The sequence below is a fragment of the Vibrio kyushuensis genome, assembly GCF_050337325.1.
Classification (GTDB): Bacteria; Pseudomonadota; Gammaproteobacteria; order Enterobacterales; family Vibrionaceae; genus Vibrio; species Vibrio kyushuensis.
Genome location: NZ_JAKJSV010000007.1, coordinates 206,712 through 224,843 on the forward strand (window position 1 = coordinate 206,712; position 18,132 = coordinate 224,843).

Here is an 18,132-nt window from a genome sequence, read left to right on the forward strand (position 1 = left end):
TTATTCGGCTTAATTTTTTGTAAGGTGATTAGTTAAGAACAACGTTCGCTGCGACAGCGATTTGATAGATAATCTGAGTAATATCTTTCACCGCTTGCATCGTCTTCACGTCGACTTTTGGCATAACCAACACTTGATCACCAGGTTGAATCGTTGCTTTACTATCAAATACAACCATTCCGTTAGCACGAACCACGGCAATACGTTCATCTTCTGCTCGTTCACTAAAGCCGCCAGCCCAAGCGATATAATCATCAATAGAGGCTTTAGGGTTATAGACCACCGCCTGAGGCATTAACACTTCACCACCGACTTGAATCAAATCGGTTTTACGAGGAATGATAATTTGGTCACCCGCTTCAAGAAGAATATTGGCGACATTGCCTTTTTCAGACACAATCACTTTACCTAGTGGCTCTATTCTTCTTGCTCGCTCAGTAAAGGCTAAAACGAGTTCAGCTTCTTTAGCTCGAATAGCAGCTTCACCACTTGAGCCTACTGGCGCGGTAAATACACTTCGCTCCAAACGCTCAAGCGAGTCATTGATCATCTCTTTTTGTTTTTCTGCCACACTTTTACGCAACACGTAAATAGAACCAAAGTTAGAAAGATCAGGCTCTACTGGAATGTAGTTAAGTACATCATGAAGGCGCGTGTTGTTTTTCACTGTGAAATACGAAGGGCCTAAATAGCTACCAGAGATCTGTACATCAATCACTTGCGCATGCAGATCATCGTTGTAGATCACTTTGTCGCCATCACTGAGTTCAAACTGGTTGAACTCATCAGCTGTCATGTAGAGTGAAAAAGGCCCTTCAGGACGGTTACCAATAACACCTACGTGGCTTATCTTCGCTAATGGGCGAGAGTAATATGAAAGCTGCTCACCGGTTGTCTTTTTTTCTTCAAGTTCAAAACGAAATGGGTTACGTACACCGCCAGCAACCGTTACCGCTGATTTCTGAGGCTTAACCAAGATCACATCGCCATCTTTAAACGGTACATTGACCATTTTACCCTTACGAATAAAATCGTAGAGATCGATATTGGCGATGACATCACCTTGACGAACGACTTCTATCTCACGGTAGCTACCACGTTCAGGGTCAATACCACCTGCACGCTTAAGAAAATACAGTACGCTATCTGATGCCATACCTGCATATTGACCAGGGCGAATCACTGGGCCGGATAGATAAATACTAACAGGGGTAGATGTAAGCAAATTCACGTACACACTAACGTTGTTGGTATACACCTGCTTGATGCGAGAAGTTACTACTTGATTAACTTGACTCGCTGGCACATTTAGTACTGAGATTGGGCCAATTTCAGGAATAAAGATGTTGCCTTGGTTGTCTACGGTTGCAACGTTGGAATAAGTAACCGCCCCCCAAATCCACAGATTAATCTTGTCACCCGCAGCAATAAGGTAGTTATCATTTAGACCATCGACACGTTCTGTTTCATAGCCACCAGCAAATAAGTTCGCACCGTAAGGTGGCGGAAGATCTTCACCTGATGAAGGAAGCAGCTTTCGAACATCAGTTTCACCCGGTAAAACAAGGTTTTCACGGTTGGTAGCGCTGTAGGTACCCATGTCACTGCTTTGCGTCGTAGCAGCACTTGTCGGCACTTCTGAAGAACTCATCTGCATCGCATTTTGTGCTTGAAGATACTGGGTAGCATCCATGGCACTCGCTGCGAATGAAATACAAGTCATGATTGAAAGCGCTGCTCTAGCTAAACGATTGAGCATCATATTATTGCACCCCACTTAACTGAGAGTTATGTAGCAGGGTGTGATCTTCAACAAGAGCATTGGTCATATACCAAGGCGAAGCATTTTCTGTTTGTGTACCCTCTCGACAAACTACTCGGTTGATCACCGAACTGTCCTTTAATGGAGACTGATACGTTAATGTGCGGCAGTGTAATCCAAGAGCTGACGTATAACTCGTATCGAGTTGAGCCATCTTAGTTTGATACTGTATTTGAGTAATTACATCATTCTCAAAAATCGACCAGTACTGTTCGTCGACTAACGAGAAGTTCATCATGACGTCTTGATTTTCCAATAATGGTATTTTGGCTGTTATTTCCCGCGGTGCAGAAGAGCAACCAACAATAAAAATAGACAGGAGAGTAATAAAAGAGCCCTGAGCCTTCTTTTTTGCATTTATATTAAAATTAGATGACATTGCAACCACAAAACATATTAAACATGCTACCGCCCATTGGTAAACGAAACCACACTACGTATAAATCAAAGCTATTTATATATTAATAACAGCTCGATCCATAAGCAGTCTGCCGTTAAAACCCGGCGATTATCCATAAAGTTAATTTTTCCGTCAAAACAATTATAATAACCACTTTATCAGTAACACTGACAACCAACATTAATTAACAAAATAACAACATATATATATCGCACATCGAATACATCATGATTTCGATATATATAAAAGTAATAAAGTCCTTGATACAGGCGTATAGCAACCGATGGGAGACTAGAAATTAACCAAAATAAGTCTACATTGATAACACAGCCACTTCAGGCCAATAAACGAAAGAAAGGTCAATAGTAAATAAGCATTAAACGACACTGTATTGCGAATTTGAGACACTGATTCAATATCAACTCTTGGATGGTAAAGTTTAACCTTAGTCAGTAATAAGTCATAACTCACTTTTGGAATATCGATTATTCCAATATCTTATAGCAAACATGTTAAGTGGTGTAATATTGTTACTAAATGTAAATGTCGCTCGTGTTTTAATATTCTAACCAATCCCACTACAATTAAAGAGATAAATATAGTCTATATTTAATTATTACAATTTACTTTATTTACCTTTATCTATATTGTAGTCGCGCCTATTTTTATATAGATGGGTATATTCATTGAAATTTGAATATTGAATAAATGACATAACGGAGATATCCAATGAAGAAAACAGCTATCGCGCTTTTAACTTCTGTCGTTTTCAGCGGTGCAGCAATGGCTGCTGAAACTACAACAACGACTGGCACTGCTGCTGGTAGTGCAAATGCAGCTACTGCTGCTGTTGGTACTGTCGCACCAACAGCTGTTGCAGTAACTGGCGCACTTGTAGCTGGTGTTGTTGTTGCAGCAAGTAACTCTGGTTCAGGTACAACGACGTCAGTCACTGTATCTCGCTAATCAGAGCCTTTAAAACAACCGCTTCGGCGGTTGTTTTTTCATTCATCTTATTTAAAAGACGTTCTCTAGCATGAAAACTGCAATTCGACTGCTTCTTCTAGCTCCTTTCCTTATACTGTTTGGGTGCACACAAAGTTCCCAAGACTTGTCTGACTCCTTTTCACTCGCTCTCTTTGGTCATGAACCCGCGACGTTAACTCAAAACCAAGTAAATGATATTCCTTATGCTAGCCAAATCATCGAGTTTGGTAATAACCCTCAAGCTCTCGTCGTTTTAGCTTGGGTAGAGTCAGGAGTAATACAGGAACCTCAAGCACTAAAATGGTTATCAGCAAACAATGAGATGATTGTGACCCAAGCAGGTCGAGTTACAAAAACAGCTAACTTCCCAAACACAAATTTAATATCGATAAAAGCTGATAAAACCGATCCTTTAGCTCGGGGGCTGCACCTGCCGACAACACCACATCACTGGTCATACACAATTAGTTGGCAACCGGGTTACCACATTGAGTATGAAGCACAGTCTCGATTTGAAGTCATTGGTGAAGTAGAGAAACAGCTGCCATTTGAAAAACGAATATTGCTGCATGTAAAAGAGATCGTCTCTATACCTGTGATCAAACACAAGTCAAACAACCATTACTGGCTTGATCCCAGCTCAGGGGAAGTCATTTCTAGTGAACAAACGGTGATCCCAAATAGCGCTACATTCAAACTTACTATTGCCAAGCCTTACCAGCAGGAAATAACACAATGAAGACACTATTCGCTTCATGGATCATCAACTTAACGATATTAATAAGCTTAACTGGCTATGCGATAGCTTCTGAGTCAATAGTTGAAGTTCAGCATAGCCAGCGTGAGTCTATTACTTTAACGTTTGATCAAGCACCAAGGTTAGACGGAGCTGTAATGGCAGCTACTAACCACTACCAATTCAGTTTAATGGATATTAACTGGTTAGAGTCTCGATTATTTGACAAAAACTCTCCATTCAATTTAAAAGATGAGACTCTAAAATCAATAAAAGAACAGCTATTGACCGCTGAGGGGGAAGAAAAACCACACTGGCAAGCATTAGAACAGCAAATCCAGCAATGGCAATTTTCATCTCGAATATTTACAACTCTCGACCCAGATACAACCCGTTTAGTTGCTGCTCAAAACCCTCGACTTCCGGGGAACTATCAAATATTCCTCACAGATATAGAAAGTAAAAAGACGGTACAAGTAATAGGTCATGTAAAGCAACCTAAAACATTGACTTGGTACCCACGAAAAAGTGCCGTTGACTATCTAGAAGTAGCTCAACTCGAAGCTGTTGGTGTGAGCACTGTATGGGTAATTCAACCTGATGGGATCACGTTAGAATACCCTATTGCTTACTGGAATCATCAATTTCACAATATTGCGCCGGGAGCCATCATTTATGTTCCGATGCCGCTAAATACAGTAAGTAGCAAAACCAACACAAATAAAGACACTAATCAGTTAATTCTAGAGCTATTGACGCACAAACACCCATTATGAAGAATCCCATGAATACGACATCACTCCGTTGGTTAACACCACTTGGGGTTCTAAGTTACGCACTTACCTCACCTACTATTGCCGACGAATTTAGTCCCCCAAAACTAAAACACTCCTACACTGATTTTGGTGGTGTTGGATTAATTCAAATGCCTACTGCCCGTATGATGCAAGAAGGTGAGTTTAGCGCAGCTTCAACCAACAATGACGAATACCTTCATTATACCGCTACCCTACAACTCTTTCCTTGGTTAGAAGCAACCATTCGCTACACCCAAGTTCATGACATGCTTTATAGTTCTGATCCTGGTTTTAGTGGTGATACAAAATACACAGATAAATCAATGGATGCTAAGGTTCGTCTAATCAAAGAGAGCTATTGGTTACCAGAGCTATCCGTTGGTGTACGCGACTTTGGTGGTACCGGTCTTTTTGACGGTGAGTTTGTCGCGGCAAGTAAACAAGTCGGTCCTTTAGACGTAACTTTAGGTGTTGGCTGGGGCTACCTAGGCAATAGCGCTAACCTCGCTGGAGATAAGTCTTTATCTGTCGACTGTGGCCGTGATACTACTTTTAAAGGAAGTGGAGGTAGCGTTGATCTACACAGAATGTTTGCAGGCTGTGTATCTTTATTTGGTGGAGTTGAATACCAAACACCTTATGAGCCATTGCGATTAAAAGTCGAGTACGACGGTAACGATTATAGTAGTGACTATCCTGTTACTAATGGAAAAACCGACATTACAGTAGCCACCCCTTGGAACTTTGGTGTTGTTTACGGGTTAACTGATTGGGCGGACCTGCGCTTAAGCTATGAACGAGGGAATACCTTTACAGCAGGCTTGACGATGGCTACCAACTTATCGAGCCTAAAATCCAACTGGGTAGATGAGCCTAAACCTACCTATAAACAAGTGGAAAGCCGTGATGAGCTGAGTGAACAAGAATGGATCGCACTTACCGAAGAAGTCGCGCAAGTCGCCGGTTACAGAGAATTACGTATCTCTAAAGATGATAGTGAAATTATTATTGAAGGTGAACCCGTAAAATATCGCGATGCGAACGAAGCCCACCATCGCGCTGCGCTTTCTATTGCGAATAGCGGTATTGATGCAAAGAGCTACCATATTATTGATACCGCTCACCACCAGCCAATGCAAGAAACCGTTGTCAACGCGAACGCTTTTAAGCGCGTTGCAGACAACGACTACCCTGATGCGAGTTTTGAAGATGCCAGCTATAGCAAAAGCTCCACCAATCAAGGTAAAAATGTTAAAGCCGATCTAGAAGACCCATTCTACTACGGCTTCTCGCCGGTTCTTCAACAGTCTATTGGCGGGGCAGAAAATTTCTATCTCTATGCCGTGGGCATTAGCGCTGATGCTAGCTACGATTTTGGTAAAAACTGGCGCGCTTCAGGTAGTGTCTATGCAAACCTAATAGATAACTATGATAAATTTAATTATGCGGTTCCACCCGATGGTACTGACTTAAAACGTGTCCGCACACTTTCTCGTCAATATTATGATGAATTCTTGCGGATTGATAACCTGCAACTCACTCATTTCGATCGCTACCAAGAGAGCTTTTATACCCAAGCTTATGGTGGTTATTTAGAGGCTATGTTTGCTGGTGTGGGTACAGAAGTCGTGTATCGCCCATTTGGCAAAAACTGGGCAATTGGTGCCGACGTTAACTACGTTGTACAGCGTGATCCTGATTCAACCTTCGGACTATTTACTGAAGAACAACAATTTGATTCGACAGATGGGTATTACCGTGTACAAACAGGAACCATGACTGGTCATACAACTCTGTATTGGCAACCTAAATTTTGGTCGTTGATTGATAATACTCTACTTAAAGTCAGTGCTGGTCGTTACTTAACTGAAGATATAGGTGTCACCCTAGATTACTCAAAACAATTTGATAGTGGTGTAACCGCAGGTGCTTTTCTTACTAAAACCAATCTCTCAGCAGAAGAGTACGGTGAAGGTAGTTACACTAAAGGGTTTTATGTCTCGATCCCATTAGACTTACTGACTGTGAAACCAAGTCGAGAACGCGTCGGAATTTCTTGGTTGCCACTACAACGAGACGGCGGTCAAATGTTAAATCGTAAGTATCACCTTTACGATACAACCGATATTCGCTCTCCATGGAATACTCGCCCAGCCAAATAAAAACCACACAAAGTCACATGTGACCTTGCTTCAGGAGTGATAACATCACTCCTGAGTTTCACCTTATTGATTCTTGGCTCAATATCACACCTCTAATGATAAATTCATAAATAGTCACACTTTTGTTACATCGCTATCGTCAATTCGTCGTTATTCAACTATGGTTTCATTAGATATGGAACGTCAATAAAAGAAGAGTGCGCATTACTTCTCTATATAAATCAACCATCCGAGGCCAACGAGCCATGGAGGAGAGAAGATGCATACTATTCGAACGATATTTATCATTATTTTAGCCTCAATCGCTTTATCTGGCTGCGTTCACAGCAACGGAGTCACTCAATCTGCAATGAAACACCCCGATATTAATTACGAGTTTCTCGGTGTTCCGATACTCTTTCAAGGGTATGGAACCAGTGTACCCATCACCAATGAGCTAAGCCTAACAGCTGCTCACGTTGCCCTGCTTAGCTACAACAAAGTCATTGCTTATCATCCACATTGCGATATTGCACTCATCCAGTCTGATAATACTCTTGATAACCTTTCTCCATTAGGGTCTGTGTATCCTGGTGAGCTAGTAAAGGCATTCGGTATGAATGCTACGGGCGATGTCATTACCAGTAGTGGTATTTATCACCTTGATCTCAACTTTGTGAATGACAAGAACTACGCAGAATGCCCTTCGAGTATTACGGATGCGGCTATACAAGGTGGCATGAGTGGTGGCGGTGCCTACAATGAAAAAGACGAACTGGTTGGAATTCTTACTGGCATTGCAGATAAAAGAGACACAAGGCTTTTAAACGGAGAGCCATTAGACATTGAACGACTCAGTATTTTCATTCCAACTCACTACTTACAACCTTGGATAGAAGAGAATATGGCGAATTACTATAGAAGTAACTTATCGATTGCTCAGCAGTCAACAAAAGATACATCCACAGTTACTCTGCCTGACTACAATCAGCATTGATCAAAGTAAAAGCTAGCGTTGGCAACCTCTCTCTAGCTTTTACCCTCCTATTTTTCATCCTCTCTTTTTCCTACCCTAAGCCCTAGGAAACGCAAAGGCCGTCACTTCATCTATATGCTGACAATCAAGGGCTAACATAACCAAGCGATCAATACCTAACGCAACGCCTGCACAGCTAGGAAGACCCGCTTCTAGAGCAGAGACTAAATTTAGATCAATGGGCTGCTTAGCTAGGCCCATCTCAAGGCGTTTCTGATTATCTTGCTCAAAGCGTGCGAGTTGCTCTTTGGCGTTATCCAGTTCGTGGAAACCATTGGCAAGTTCAATGCCCTTGAAGTAGACCTCAAATCGATCGGCGACTCGAGCATCCTTTTTATTAATCTTCGCTAGTGCCGCTTGTGAAGCGGGAAAGTCATAAACCATGACGGGGGCGTCTTGACCTATTTTAGGTTCAATACCAATACAGAATAGAAGCTGTAACAGTGTATCCCTATCTTTCTCATTCTCAGCGATATCACTTAAACCAAGCTTGGACGCTGCCTCTTTCAATTTATCCATTGAGTCTTCAAGTGGGCACATACCAAGAACATCAATGAAAGCTTGTTGATAGCTCATTCTCTTAGCTTGATGGCAACCTAAGATTAGCTGAAGAAGCTCATCCATCTCATCCATCAGCTGATGATGCTCATAACCAACTCGATACCACTCAAGCATGGTGAATTCAGGGTTATGGTAACGACCGTTCTCTTCGTTACGAAATGACTTACAGATTTGATAAATACAACCACTGCCCGCCGCTAACAAACGCTTCATATGAAATTCAGGGCTTGTCATAAAATAGAGCGAACAACCTTGTGCGTATTCTGGGCCAATAAAGTTGGTCTGAAAGGTATGCAAGTGAACATCGGTCACCGTTGCATGGCTCATTGCTGGTGTATCCACTTCCATCACATCTCGCTTGGCAAAGAACTGACGTATCTTAGCTAATATAGCTGCACGCTGCTTTAACTGTTCAATAGAAGCAGTCGGTTGCCAAGTTTGTTCTGTCATGGTTTTAATTTTCTCTGTTTGTATTAACGATGATGATTATACGAAGGTAGCCACACATTGAGTATTCTAACGATAAACGCTGAGTTCTAAAATGAAATTTATCCTTTCGCTCCTTTTATTCCATCAATATATCTCACTGTTCAAATCAGACAAAATTATGACATCGATCACACAAAGTGGAATAAGTATGCTCATGTTTGCATTTCCGAGTAAAAAGGATGACTGAGTCAATTTATTCGTCATTCCGCTCTTCTAAACTGGCTTGGCTCTTGAAACATTGCCATTAAAAAACGGCCTGAGCTGAGTAAACGAAAAGTTGTTTTACTTCAACACTCTAAACTCAATATAAAGACTCTAGGGGCAACAAGAAGAACGCACCTAGCATTCAATAATAACAATCACTCACTGGAGGATAACTGTGAAAACAATCACCACAGATATCGCAGTCATCGGCGCTGGTGGCGCTGGTCTTCGTACTGCTATTGCAGCTGCGGAAGCAAACCCTGAACTAGAAGTTGCACTTATTTCCAAAGTTTATCCTATGCGCTCCCATACGGTTGCTGCAGAAGGTGGATCCGCTGCTGTTATCAAGGATGAAGATAGCCTAGACAATCATTTCAACGATACCGTTGGTGGTGGTGACTGGCTTTGTGAACAGGATGTTGTTGAATATTTCGTTAAAAACGCAACCCGTGAAATGATCCAAATGGAGCAATGGGGTTGTCCGTGGAGTCGTAAAGAAAATGGCGAAGTTAACGTTCGTCGTTTTGGTGGTATGAAAGTAGAGCGTACATGGTTTGCCGCAGATAAAACCGGCTTCCACATGCTGCATACCCTATTCCAAACTTCAATGAAGTACAGCCAAATCAATCGCTTTGATGAGTACTTTGTTGTCGACCTTCTTGTTGAAGAGGGTGAGATTCAAGGCCTGATTGCTATTCATATGGCAGAAGGCGAGCTAATCACTATCAGAGCAAAATCGGTTGTCTTGGCAACTGGCGGGGCTGGTCGTGTTTATCACTGCAATACCAATGGCGGTATCGTAACCGGCGATGGCATGGCAATGGCTTATCGTCATGGCGTACCGCTTCGTGATATGGAGTTTGTTCAATACCACCCAACCGGCCTACCCGGTACTGGTATCTTGATGACCGAAGGTTGTCGTGGTGAAGGCGGTATTATCGTCAACAAAAATGGCTACCGTTACCTGCAAGATTATGGCATGGGCCCTGAAACACCAGTTGGCGAACCAAAGAACAAATACATGGAACTGGGTCCTCGTGACAAAGTTTCTCAAGCGTTCTGGCATGAGCAGCAAAAAGGCAACACCATCAAGCACCCTCTTGGTGATGTGGTCCACCTTGATCTTCGCCACCTTGGTGAAGAGTACCTGCAAGAGCGTCTACCGTTTATCTGTGAGCTTTCAAAAGCATACGTGAACGTTGACCCAGCTAAAGAGCCTATTCCGATTCGCCCTACCGTTCACTACACCATGGGTGGTATTGAAACTAATGGCGATTGTGAAACACAAATCAAAGGTCTGTTTGCCGTTGGTGAATGTGCCTCTGTTGGTCTTCACGGTGCAAACCGTTTAGGTTCTAACTCACTGGCTGAGTTTGTTGTCTTTGGTCGCGTGGCTGGTGAAAATGCCGTTAAACGCGCTGAAGAGTTCAATGGCTGGAATGACGAGTCTATTGATAAGCAAGTGAAAGCAGTAGAAGAACGCATTGCTTCCATCTTGGCTCAAGAAGGTGATGAGAATTGGGCTGATATCCGTACTGAAATGGGTCACACCATGGAGGCAGGCTGTGGTATCTACCGCCAAGAAGATTTGATGCAAGCAACGATCGAGAAACTCACAGAACTAAAAGCGCGTTACAAAAACATTGGTATTAAAGATAAAGGGAAAGTGTTCAACACTGACCTTCTTTACGCTATTGAAGTTGGCTATGGTCTTGAAGTTGCTGAAGCGATGGCTCATTCGGCCATTCTACGTAAAGAGTCTCGTGGTGCTCACCAACGCTTGGATGAAGACTGCACCGAGCGTGATGATGAGAACTTCTTGAAGCACTCATTGGCTTACTACCAAGAAGATGCGGCACCAAACATCGATTACCGCAAAGTGACGATCACTAAATCTCAACCGAAAGCGCGCCTATACGGTGAAGCTGCTGAAAAAGCAGCGGCAGAGGAAGCTGCTCAAGCGAAACAGAAAGAGGAGCAAGAGTAATGCCAGCGAATCGAATTCAAAAAATAGACATTCTGCGCTATGACCCAGCAAAAGACAGCGAGCCACATAAGCAGGCTTTTGAGATCCCATTTGATGACACCATGTCAGTGCTTGACGCGATTGGTTACATCAAAGACAACCTAGACAAAGACCTGTCTTACCGTTGGTCGTGTCGTATGGCGATCTGTGGTTCGTGTGGAATCATGGTCAATGGCGTACCGAAGCTTGCTTGTAAGTGCTTCTTACGTGATTACCCAGATGGCCTAACCATTGAGCCACTGGCAAACTTCCCAATTGAGAAAGATCTGATTGTTGATATGACGCCGTTTATCGAGCGTCTTGAAGCAATTAAGCCTTACATCATTGGTAACGACCGCACGCCTGAAGATGGTACCAATATCCAAACTCCAGAACAGATGGCGAAATACAAGCAATTTGCAGGTTGTATCAACTGTGGTCTGTGTTATGCAGCGTGTCCTCAGTTTGGTCTGAATCCTGAATTTATTGGCCCTGCAGCACTGACACTGGCTCATCGCTACAATCTTGATAGCCGTGATAACGGTAAGAGTGAGCGTATGGGGGTCATCAACGGTGATAATGGCGCTTGGGGTTGTACTTTTGTCGGTTACTGCTCTGATGTGTGCCCTAAGAACGTCGACCCTGCCGCTGCGGTAAACCAAGGCAAAATTGAATCTTCAATGGATTTTGTCATTGCAATGCTAAAGCCTGACGGAACAAAACAAAAAGAGGAGGCATAAGGATGAGTAATCGTAAACCTTACGTTCGTGAAATGAAGCGTACGTGGTGGAGTAATCACCCCTTCTACCGCTTCTATATGTTGCGTGAAGCAACGGTACTGCCTCTGATCCTATTTACGCTGTTTCTAACAGTTGGATTAGCATCATTGGTCAAAGGTCCTGATGCATGGCAAACATGGCTTGGCTTCATGGCAAATCCGGTTGTTATCGCCATCAATATAGTGGCGCTAGCAGGTAGCCTACTCCACGCGCAGACTTTCTTTAGCATGATGCCGCAAGTGATGCCAATTCGCTTGAAGGGTAAAACCGTTGATAAGAAAGTGATTGTATTAACTCAGTGGGCAGCGGTTGCGTTTATCTCACTCATTGTTCTCATCATCGTTTAAGGAGCTTATTATGACGACGAATAACTACGCAGTGAATAAGACTCCAAACCGTTCAGATGAACCTATCTGGTGGGGGCTATTTGGCGCAGGCGGTACATGGTTTGCCATGATCACGCCAGTTACGATATTAGTACTCGGTATTCTTGCACCACTGGGGATTATTGACGCTGAATCTCTTAGCTATGAGCGTGTTAGCGCCTTTGCCACCAGCATTATCGGTGCACTGTTTATCATCGGTACGCTAGCTCTGCCTATGTGGCATGCAATGCACCGACTGCACCATGGTATGCACGATCTAAAATTCCATACCGGTGTGGTAGGTAAAGTAGGCTGTTACTTCTTTGCTGCGCTTATTAGTGCGCTATCCATCATCTTTATTTTGATGATTTAATTAGCCGCCAAATACGTTAACACCTACCTAAACCACCTAGTTCTCTCTAGGTGGTTTTTTATTGCCTAATATTCGCCACGTTGCTCGTTCAACCTGTAAAGCAACAACACTTCTTCAAATAACACCTTTCTTACTATTTCATCTTAATGCTCACGTCCGCCTGATAACTATCGCTTATGATCGAGATAACTTTATTTTCAATTGCACGGTGTTCATAATCAGCCACATCGAATTGAACGGTGTTCAATATTTATTTAAATACAATTTATACGGTACTTGAAAATGAAAAAAGTTATTGGTCTTGCTCTACTCGCTGCTGTCTCTGCACCTTCTGCATTCGCTACTTCTGCTGAATACTTTGTTGGTGGCGGCTTGGGTTACCACTCTGCAAATACAAAATTGTCATATGAGGGTTACTCTCTAAAAAATGATGCTAGCGGTGCGGCATTTCATGTTCGTGGTGGTGTATACCTAGAAGAGAACCATCGCTTAACGTTAACTGCTAATTTCACTGGTGATAATACTATTATTAGTAATTCATATGAGGATGGAGACTGGTTAAAAGCTGAGCTAGCACAAACAGAATGGTTAGCTTCATATGACTATGTACACTCAATTAATAATGAATTCTCAGTATTTGGTGGTGTTACAGCTGGCTTTACTAAAAACAAGCTAACTGCATCTGGTGAGGAATGGGGAAGAGCATTTAACGAATCAGGAAGTGAAACTGATTTGACACTAGGTGCTCAAGCTGGTGTTCAATATAAACTTACAAAAAATGTATCGGTTGATGGTACATACCGCTACATGGGTACTTCTTGGGAAGAAAAAGAGTCTGGACTACGCGCAGCAGTAGATAACCATAGTGAATTTTCTATCTCTCTAGACTACCGCTTCTAATTACCCTGTTTAGTCTATTGAACTTTAGTTATTGAATTAGAAATAAAAAGGGTTGGCACTGTACCAACCCTTTCTCATTCTTATCTAAGTAAGTAACTATTCGTTATAGAATAAAGCGGCTTAGATCTTCATCATCAACCAAATCACCTAAACAATCTTTAACGTACTTAGCATCAATCGTTAAGTTTGTACCTGCTTTGTCTGTCGCTTCAAATGAAATCTCATCCATCAAGCGTTCCATAACAGTATGAAGACGACGCGCACCAATATTTTCAGTTGTCTCGTTTACATGCCAAGCAGCTTCAGCAATCTGAGTAATGCCATCTTCAGTGAAGTTTATGTCCACCTCTTCAGTTTTCATCAACGCAATGTATTGCTCAGTCAGTGACGCTTTCGGCTCAGTCAAAATACGCTTAAAGTCGTGACTAGATAGCGCTTCAAGTTCAACACGAATCGGCAAACGACCTTGCAGTTCAGGAATAAGATCCGATGGCTTAGATACTTGGAAAGCACCCGAAGTCACAAACAAGATATGGTCAGTTTTCACCATGCCATGTTTGGTTGACACGGTACTGCCTTCAATCAATGGCAGTAAGTCACGCTGAACACCTTCACGTGACACGTCAGGGCCAGAGCTATCTCCACGTTTACAGATCTTGTCAATCTCATCGATGAATACGATGCCGTTATTCTCTACGTTAAAGATTGAGTTTTCTTTAAGCTCTTCTTGATTGACAAGTTTAGAAGCTTCTTCTTCAACTAACGCTTTAAATGCATCTTTGATCTTTAGCTTACGTTTTTTCTTAGTATCACCTGCAAGGTTTTGGAACATACCTTGAAGCTGATTGGTCATCTCTTCCATACCAGGAGGCGCCATGATCTCTACACCCATTTGTGGCGCAGCGACATCAATCTCAATATCTTTATCATCGAGCTTACCTTCACGTAATTTCTTACGGAAGATTTGACGAGTATTAGATGAGGTATCGTCTGATTTCTCATTTTCACCCCAAGCATCACGTGCAGGTGGTAACAATGCATCTAAAATACGCTCTTCCGCTTGCTCTTCAGCGCGGAATTTTACTTTCTCCATCGCTTGCTGATGCGTCATCTTAATCGCAACATCCGTTAAGTCACGAATGATCGTTTCCACTTCCTTACCCACATAGCCCACTTCAGTAAACTTAGTCGCTTCTACTTTAATAAAAGGCGCATTAGCCAGTTTTGCAAGGCGACGAGCAATCTCAGTTTTACCGACACCCGTTGGACCAATCATAAGAATATTCTTTGGGGTTACTTCTACGCGCAAGCTCTCTTCAAGCTGCATTCGACGCCAACGGTTACGCAGTGCAATGGCCACTGAACGTTTCGCTTGGTCTTGACCAATGATGTGGCGGTTAAGTTCGTGAACAATCTCACGAGGAGTCATTTCAGACATATTATTTTCCTTAAAACAGTGTCACTAGCTATCTTTGTTTATTATCTCGCTACTTTATCCAACTTAATGGCAGCCGCTATTCAGCTTTTTCAGTAGGAATTTCTAGTTCTTCGATAGTGTGGTGGTGGTTAGTAAAGACACAAATATCACCAGCAATCTTCAGTGATTTCTGAGCAACTTCAAGTGCGTCTAATTCGGTGTTTTCTAATAGCGCTGTCGCGGCTGCTTGAGCAAAATTACCGCCCGAACCAATGGCAATCAAATCATTCTCAGGCTGAACAACATCACCATTACCAGTAATGATCAACGATGCCGTTTCATCAGCTACGGCCAGAAGCGCCTCTAGCTTGCGAAGGGCTCGATCACTGCGCCAGTCTTTAGCCAGTTCAACCGCCGCTTTGGTTAAATGTCCTTGGTGCATCTGAAGCTTACTTTCAAAACGCTCAAATAGAGTAAATGCATCTGCAGTACTACCTGCAAAGCCTGCCAGTACTTTATTGTTGTATAAGCGGCGAACTTTTTTAGCGTTACCTTTCATTACGGTATTGCCTAGCGATACTTGTCCATCTCCCGCGATGACAACTTTGTTATTTCGACGTACTGATACGATGGTAGTCACGAGTAGGGCCTCTTGTTCTTAATTAGGGAGTTATACATTTATATGAGGTCGAAAAGGCAAATTTCAAGAGTGAACGAATATCTCATGGCAATAGAGCAACCCTAAGCACAGAAACAAACTGCAACAAAAAAATACTCTTTTTACAAGAATAAAACACCATGCAAAACAGGGGGATAAATCACTCTGACATAACCATGACATACCCCTAAAGTGTAGTTACGATATTCGTGACTTTAATAACATTAATTAGCGTGTGCATTTAAGAGAATCACTTTAAAGAACGATAAAAATAAGGGATTACTATGAAAACTAAAACGCTAGGCTGCTGTCCTTCTCACACAACAAATAAAGACTATATGTCTCTTGCTCGTCACCTTAATCAATCAGGAGGAAGCACAGTTGCAAGTTTATTAGACTCTGCTTCTACCTATGTAAATGGGTCGCCCATAAAAATAATTAATGAAATGCGCCACCACGGATACATTCACTTAAATAATAATAACGTTCAGTTGACTAAGAATGGCTTAGAGCGATTTCAAGCAAAATAAGGCTTAACTTCAACTAGAGAAATATAACTCTGGTGACATTACAAACGCTCGATATAACAAAGGCTATTCAGATGAATAGCCTTTTTTTGTTTCAAAGATGCCCGATATATTACTGTGTTTGCTTCCAAATCGCGCACGGTTCAATCTTGGCTCGTTGCAGTTTGTGTCTATCTCGTTCAGCGTCACGCTTGAGTGTATACGGCCCTAGAACAACTCGATACCAACTGCTGCCCTCTTTTTTTCTTACTTCACTTTGAAGACCTTGGAACGCAATGTTGGCTTTACGCTCCTCAGCTTGACTAGAAAGCTTAAAGGCTCCGCACTGCATGATGTATGGGATTTCAGAGACAACTTGCTCTTTCGCTTGAACTTCTACTTTGCGATTTGGTAGCGACTCGACGTAGTCCCACTTTTCCTCAGGAGGCTTAGGAAGCGCTGTTGCCGGTTTTGGTTTCGGCTTCGGTTTAGCGACAGGAGTAACAACTGGTGCTGGAGGCTCAGGATCATTGCTTAAGGTATAAAGCCCATAGCCAAACGCGCCAAGTAAAGTAATGGCTATCAGCCCACTCCGCCAAGGTTTTTTTCCTGAAGTGCGTTTTTGCGACGCTTTTTTGCCGGTCGACTTTTTACCGCCTCGGCCACGCTTTACATAATCTTTATTTGCCACAATGGAATATCACGTTGAAAACTCAATAGACATGGTAATTCAGTTTTATGAGGGATAACAGTACAGAAATGGAAGCAGCGCACCAAAATGCGCTGCTAGACGGTCAGTTTTTAGTAAGAAATTACATCACTCGAGGTGGCGCAGCACTTTGTCTAACAACTAAGTGTGTTTCTAATAGACGAGATCCTGCACGTACATCATGCCCTCTCAATAGTTCAAGCATCATCAGCATTGCCTGACGGCCAATTTCATAGCGAGGTTGAGAAATAGTGGTTAAAGGTGGATCGCTGTATTGAGCAAATTGAATATCATCAAAGCCAACCACAGAGAGATCTTGTGGAACGCGAAGGCCAAGCTTTTTCGCTTCTTGTATCGCACCAATTGCCATAACGTCGCTGTGAGAGAAAATCGCCGTTGGCGGCTCTGGAAGAGCAAGTAACTGACGCACCGCTTTTGCACCGGCTTCAAAGGTAAAGTCACCATATGCTGTATAAGTTGGGTTCATCATAATGCCCCCACGTCTTAATGCTTGCTGGTAACCTTGCTGACGAAACTGACATAAAACCGCATGTTGCGGGCCAGAGATTTGAGCAACACGTTTATGCCCCATCTGAGTCAGGTAATTCACCGCTTCAAAAGCCGAAGTGAGGTTATCAATGTGAACCGTTGGAAGTTCTAACTCTGGAGCAAACTCACACGCCATCACCATAGGTGGCAGGTTTTTCTGTTCCGCTTTACTCACATCAAAAGGAAGATCGCTACCAAGCAGCAACATACCGTCGGCTTGCTTAGTGAAAACGAGATTTACAAAAGAAGATTCGCGTCTTTTTTGTTGTGAGCTATCGCCAAGTAAGACGAGGTAACCATGCTCCATTGCGGCATCTTCAATACCACGGATTATTTCAGAGAAATAAGGATCGCAAATATCAGGGACAATGGTGACAATGGTTTTAGATTCATTTCGACGCAGATTGCGCGCCAAAGAGTTTGGTGAATAACCAGCTTCCAAAACAGCATCTTCAACACGTTTTCGTGTAGAGGAAGAGACTTTTTCTGGATTCATCAGCGCTCGAGACACGGTGGCCGTTGAGACTCCTGCAAGCTGGGCAACATCCTTCATTGTCGCCATATTTTTAACCCTCTTTTCCTTTGTATACAGCCATGCTGCATTGCATATAATTAAAGTTGTTATGGCGAACTGTCGTTCACTCTTGTTTTTCTATGTTCTGATAGTTTATTCATTTCTAAACATAAAGTTACGGTGA

At 42.6% G+C, this 18,132-nt stretch carries 18 protein-coding genes; 11 read left to right on the plus strand and 7 right to left on the minus strand.

The features are described from left to right. Nucleotides 1-28: 28 nt before the first annotated feature. The gene (locus L4D20_RS16695; protein ID WP_428802720.1) at nucleotides 29-1,762 is read right to left on the minus strand and encodes a polysaccharide biosynthesis/export family protein; all 1,734 of its coding nucleotides are present in this window, start codon (nucleotides 1,760-1,762) and stop codon (nucleotides 29-31) included. A gap of 1 nt (nucleotide 1,763) precedes the next feature. Next, on the minus strand, nucleotides 1,764-2,201 hold the full coding sequence (locus tag L4D20_RS16700) for a hypothetical protein (RefSeq protein WP_428802721.1): 438 nt from the start codon (nucleotides 2,199-2,201) through the stop codon (nucleotides 1,764-1,766). Nucleotides 2,202-2,951: 750 nt separating this feature from the next. On the opposite strand from L4D20_RS16700, the gene L4D20_RS16705 reads away from it, so the two are divergent. From L4D20_RS16705 to L4D20_RS16725, 5 genes are all read left to right on the plus strand, one after another. Continuing rightward, nucleotides 2,952-3,188 carry a hypothetical protein gene (locus L4D20_RS16705; protein WP_428802722.1) on the plus strand — a complete coding sequence of 79 codons (237 nt, stop codon included), beginning with the start codon at nucleotides 2,952-2,954 and terminating at the stop codon, nucleotides 3,186-3,188. Between the two features lie 70 nt (nucleotides 3,189-3,258). Continuing rightward, entirely contained in the window at nucleotides 3,259-3,948 is a 690-nt protein-coding gene (locus L4D20_RS16710) for a YjbF family lipoprotein (RefSeq protein WP_428802723.1), read from the plus strand. Beyond that, on the plus strand, nucleotides 3,945-4,721 hold the full coding sequence (locus L4D20_RS16715) for a capsule biosynthesis GfcC family protein (protein WP_428802724.1): 777 nt from the start codon (nucleotides 3,945-3,947) through the stop codon (nucleotides 4,719-4,721). The genes L4D20_RS16710 and L4D20_RS16715 overlap by 4 nt, the downstream gene beginning before the upstream one ends. After that, on the plus strand, nucleotides 4,718-6,904 hold the full coding sequence (locus L4D20_RS16720; RefSeq protein WP_428802725.1) for a YjbH domain-containing protein: 2,187 nt from the start codon (nucleotides 4,718-4,720) through the stop codon (nucleotides 6,902-6,904). The genes L4D20_RS16715 and L4D20_RS16720 overlap by 4 nt, the downstream gene beginning before the upstream one ends. 259 nt (nucleotides 6,905-7,163) lie before the next feature. Then, nucleotides 7,164-7,880, plus strand: coding sequence for a S1 family peptidase (locus L4D20_RS16725; protein ID WP_428802726.1), 717 nt, complete (start codon nucleotides 7,164-7,166; stop codon nucleotides 7,878-7,880). A gap of 75 nt (nucleotides 7,881-7,955) precedes the next feature. Here L4D20_RS16725 and epmA read toward each other — a convergent pair whose 3' ends face one another. Continuing rightward, the gene (gene epmA / locus L4D20_RS16730) at nucleotides 7,956-8,930 is read right to left on the minus strand and encodes an elongation factor P--(R)-beta-lysine ligase (protein WP_428802727.1); all 975 of its coding nucleotides are present in this window, start codon (nucleotides 8,928-8,930) and stop codon (nucleotides 7,956-7,958) included. A 418-nt stretch (nucleotides 8,931-9,348) separates the two neighbouring features. Between epmA and frdA the strand changes: the two genes are divergently transcribed. From frdA to L4D20_RS16755, 5 genes are all read left to right on the plus strand, one after another. Further along, the gene (gene frdA / locus L4D20_RS16735; protein WP_428802728.1) at nucleotides 9,349-11,160 is read left to right on the plus strand and encodes a fumarate reductase (quinol) flavoprotein subunit; all 1,812 of its coding nucleotides are present in this window, start codon (nucleotides 9,349-9,351) and stop codon (nucleotides 11,158-11,160) included. After that, complete coding sequence (locus L4D20_RS16740; RefSeq protein WP_428802729.1) at nucleotides 11,160-11,918, plus strand: succinate dehydrogenase/fumarate reductase iron-sulfur subunit; 759 nt, start codon at nucleotides 11,160-11,162, stop codon at nucleotides 11,916-11,918. Before frdA ends, L4D20_RS16740 begins: the two co-directional genes overlap by 1 nt. A 2-nt stretch (nucleotides 11,919-11,920) precedes the next feature. Next, nucleotides 11,921-12,304 carry a fumarate reductase subunit FrdC gene (frdC, locus tag L4D20_RS16745; RefSeq protein WP_428802730.1) on the plus strand — a complete coding sequence of 128 codons (384 nt, stop codon included), beginning with the start codon at nucleotides 11,921-11,923 and terminating at the stop codon, nucleotides 12,302-12,304. Between the two features lie 10 nt (nucleotides 12,305-12,314). Further along, nucleotides 12,315-12,695, plus strand: coding sequence for a fumarate reductase subunit FrdD (gene frdD, locus L4D20_RS16750; protein ID WP_428802731.1), 381 nt, complete (start codon nucleotides 12,315-12,317; stop codon nucleotides 12,693-12,695). A 282-nt stretch (nucleotides 12,696-12,977) separates the two neighbouring features. Then, complete coding sequence (locus tag L4D20_RS16755; RefSeq protein ID WP_428802732.1) at nucleotides 12,978-13,595, plus strand: outer membrane beta-barrel protein; 618 nt, start codon at nucleotides 12,978-12,980, stop codon at nucleotides 13,593-13,595. Nucleotides 13,596-13,698: 103 nt separating this feature from the next. On the opposite strand, the gene hslU is transcribed toward L4D20_RS16755, so the two are convergent. Together hslU and hslV are read right to left on the minus strand one after the other, a co-directional pair. Beyond that, a complete protein-coding gene (gene hslU, locus L4D20_RS16760; protein ID WP_428802733.1) occupies nucleotides 13,699-15,033 on the minus strand; it encodes an ATP-dependent protease ATPase subunit HslU in 1,335 nt (444 codons plus the stop codon). 76 nt (nucleotides 15,034-15,109) lie between these two features. Beyond that, a complete protein-coding gene (gene hslV / locus L4D20_RS16765) occupies nucleotides 15,110-15,652 on the minus strand; it encodes an ATP-dependent protease subunit HslV (RefSeq protein ID WP_428802734.1) in 543 nt (180 codons plus the stop codon). A 302-nt stretch (nucleotides 15,653-15,954) separates the two neighbouring features. Between hslV and L4D20_RS16770 the strand changes: the two genes are divergently transcribed. Next, entirely contained in the window at nucleotides 15,955-16,200 is a 246-nt protein-coding gene (locus L4D20_RS16770) for a hypothetical protein (protein WP_428802735.1), read from the plus strand. A 109-nt stretch (nucleotides 16,201-16,309) separates the two neighbouring features. On the opposite strand, the gene L4D20_RS16775 is transcribed toward L4D20_RS16770, so the two are convergent. Further along, entirely contained in the window at nucleotides 16,310-16,867 is a 558-nt protein-coding gene (locus tag L4D20_RS16775; RefSeq protein WP_428802736.1) for an SPOR domain-containing protein, read from the minus strand. Nucleotides 16,868-16,988: 121 nt separating this feature from the next. Next, nucleotides 16,989-18,026, minus strand: coding sequence for a DNA-binding transcriptional regulator CytR (gene cytR, locus L4D20_RS16780; protein ID WP_428802887.1), 1,038 nt, complete (start codon nucleotides 18,024-18,026; stop codon nucleotides 16,989-16,991). Nucleotides 18,027-18,132 lie beyond the last annotated feature (106 nt).

Excerpts from the sequence above, each read along its gene's own strand:
- L4D20_RS16740 (WP_428802729.1), top strand. The coding sequence starts at position 11,160 with ATGCCAGCGAATCGAATTCAAAAAATAGACATTCTGCGCTATGACCCA.
- L4D20_RS16715 (WP_428802724.1), top strand. The coding sequence starts at position 3,945 with ATGAAGACACTATTCGCTTCATGGATCATCAACTTAACGATATTAATA.
- hslU (WP_428802733.1), bottom strand. The coding sequence starts at position 15,033 with ATGTCTGAAATGACTCCTCGTGAGATTGTTCACGAACTTAACCGCCAC.
- frdC (WP_428802730.1), top strand. The coding sequence starts at position 11,921 with ATGAGTAATCGTAAACCTTACGTTCGTGAAATGAAGCGTACGTGGTGG.
- L4D20_RS16695 (WP_428802720.1), bottom strand. The coding sequence starts at position 1,762 with ATGATGCTCAATCGTTTAGCTAGAGCAGCGCTTTCAATCATGACTTGT.
- L4D20_RS16700 (WP_428802721.1), bottom strand. The coding sequence starts at position 2,201 with ATGTCATCTAATTTTAATATAAATGCAAAAAAGAAGGCTCAGGGCTCT.
- epmA (WP_428802727.1), bottom strand. The coding sequence starts at position 8,930 with ATGACAGAACAAACTTGGCAACCGACTGCTTCTATTGAACAGTTAAAG.
- L4D20_RS16725 (WP_428802726.1), top strand. The coding sequence starts at position 7,164 with ATGCATACTATTCGAACGATATTTATCATTATTTTAGCCTCAATCGCT.
- L4D20_RS16755 (WP_428802732.1), top strand. The coding sequence starts at position 12,978 with ATGAAAAAAGTTATTGGTCTTGCTCTACTCGCTGCTGTCTCTGCACCT.
- L4D20_RS16770 (WP_428802735.1), top strand. The coding sequence starts at position 15,955 with ATGAAAACTAAAACGCTAGGCTGCTGTCCTTCTCACACAACAAATAAA.
- frdD (WP_428802731.1), top strand. The coding sequence starts at position 12,315 with ATGACGACGAATAACTACGCAGTGAATAAGACTCCAAACCGTTCAGAT.
- L4D20_RS16710 (WP_428802723.1), top strand. The coding sequence starts at position 3,259 with ATGAAAACTGCAATTCGACTGCTTCTTCTAGCTCCTTTCCTTATACTG.
- L4D20_RS16705 (WP_428802722.1), top strand. The coding sequence starts at position 2,952 with ATGAAGAAAACAGCTATCGCGCTTTTAACTTCTGTCGTTTTCAGCGGT.
- L4D20_RS16720 (WP_428802725.1), top strand. The coding sequence starts at position 4,718 with ATGAAGAATCCCATGAATACGACATCACTCCGTTGGTTAACACCACTT.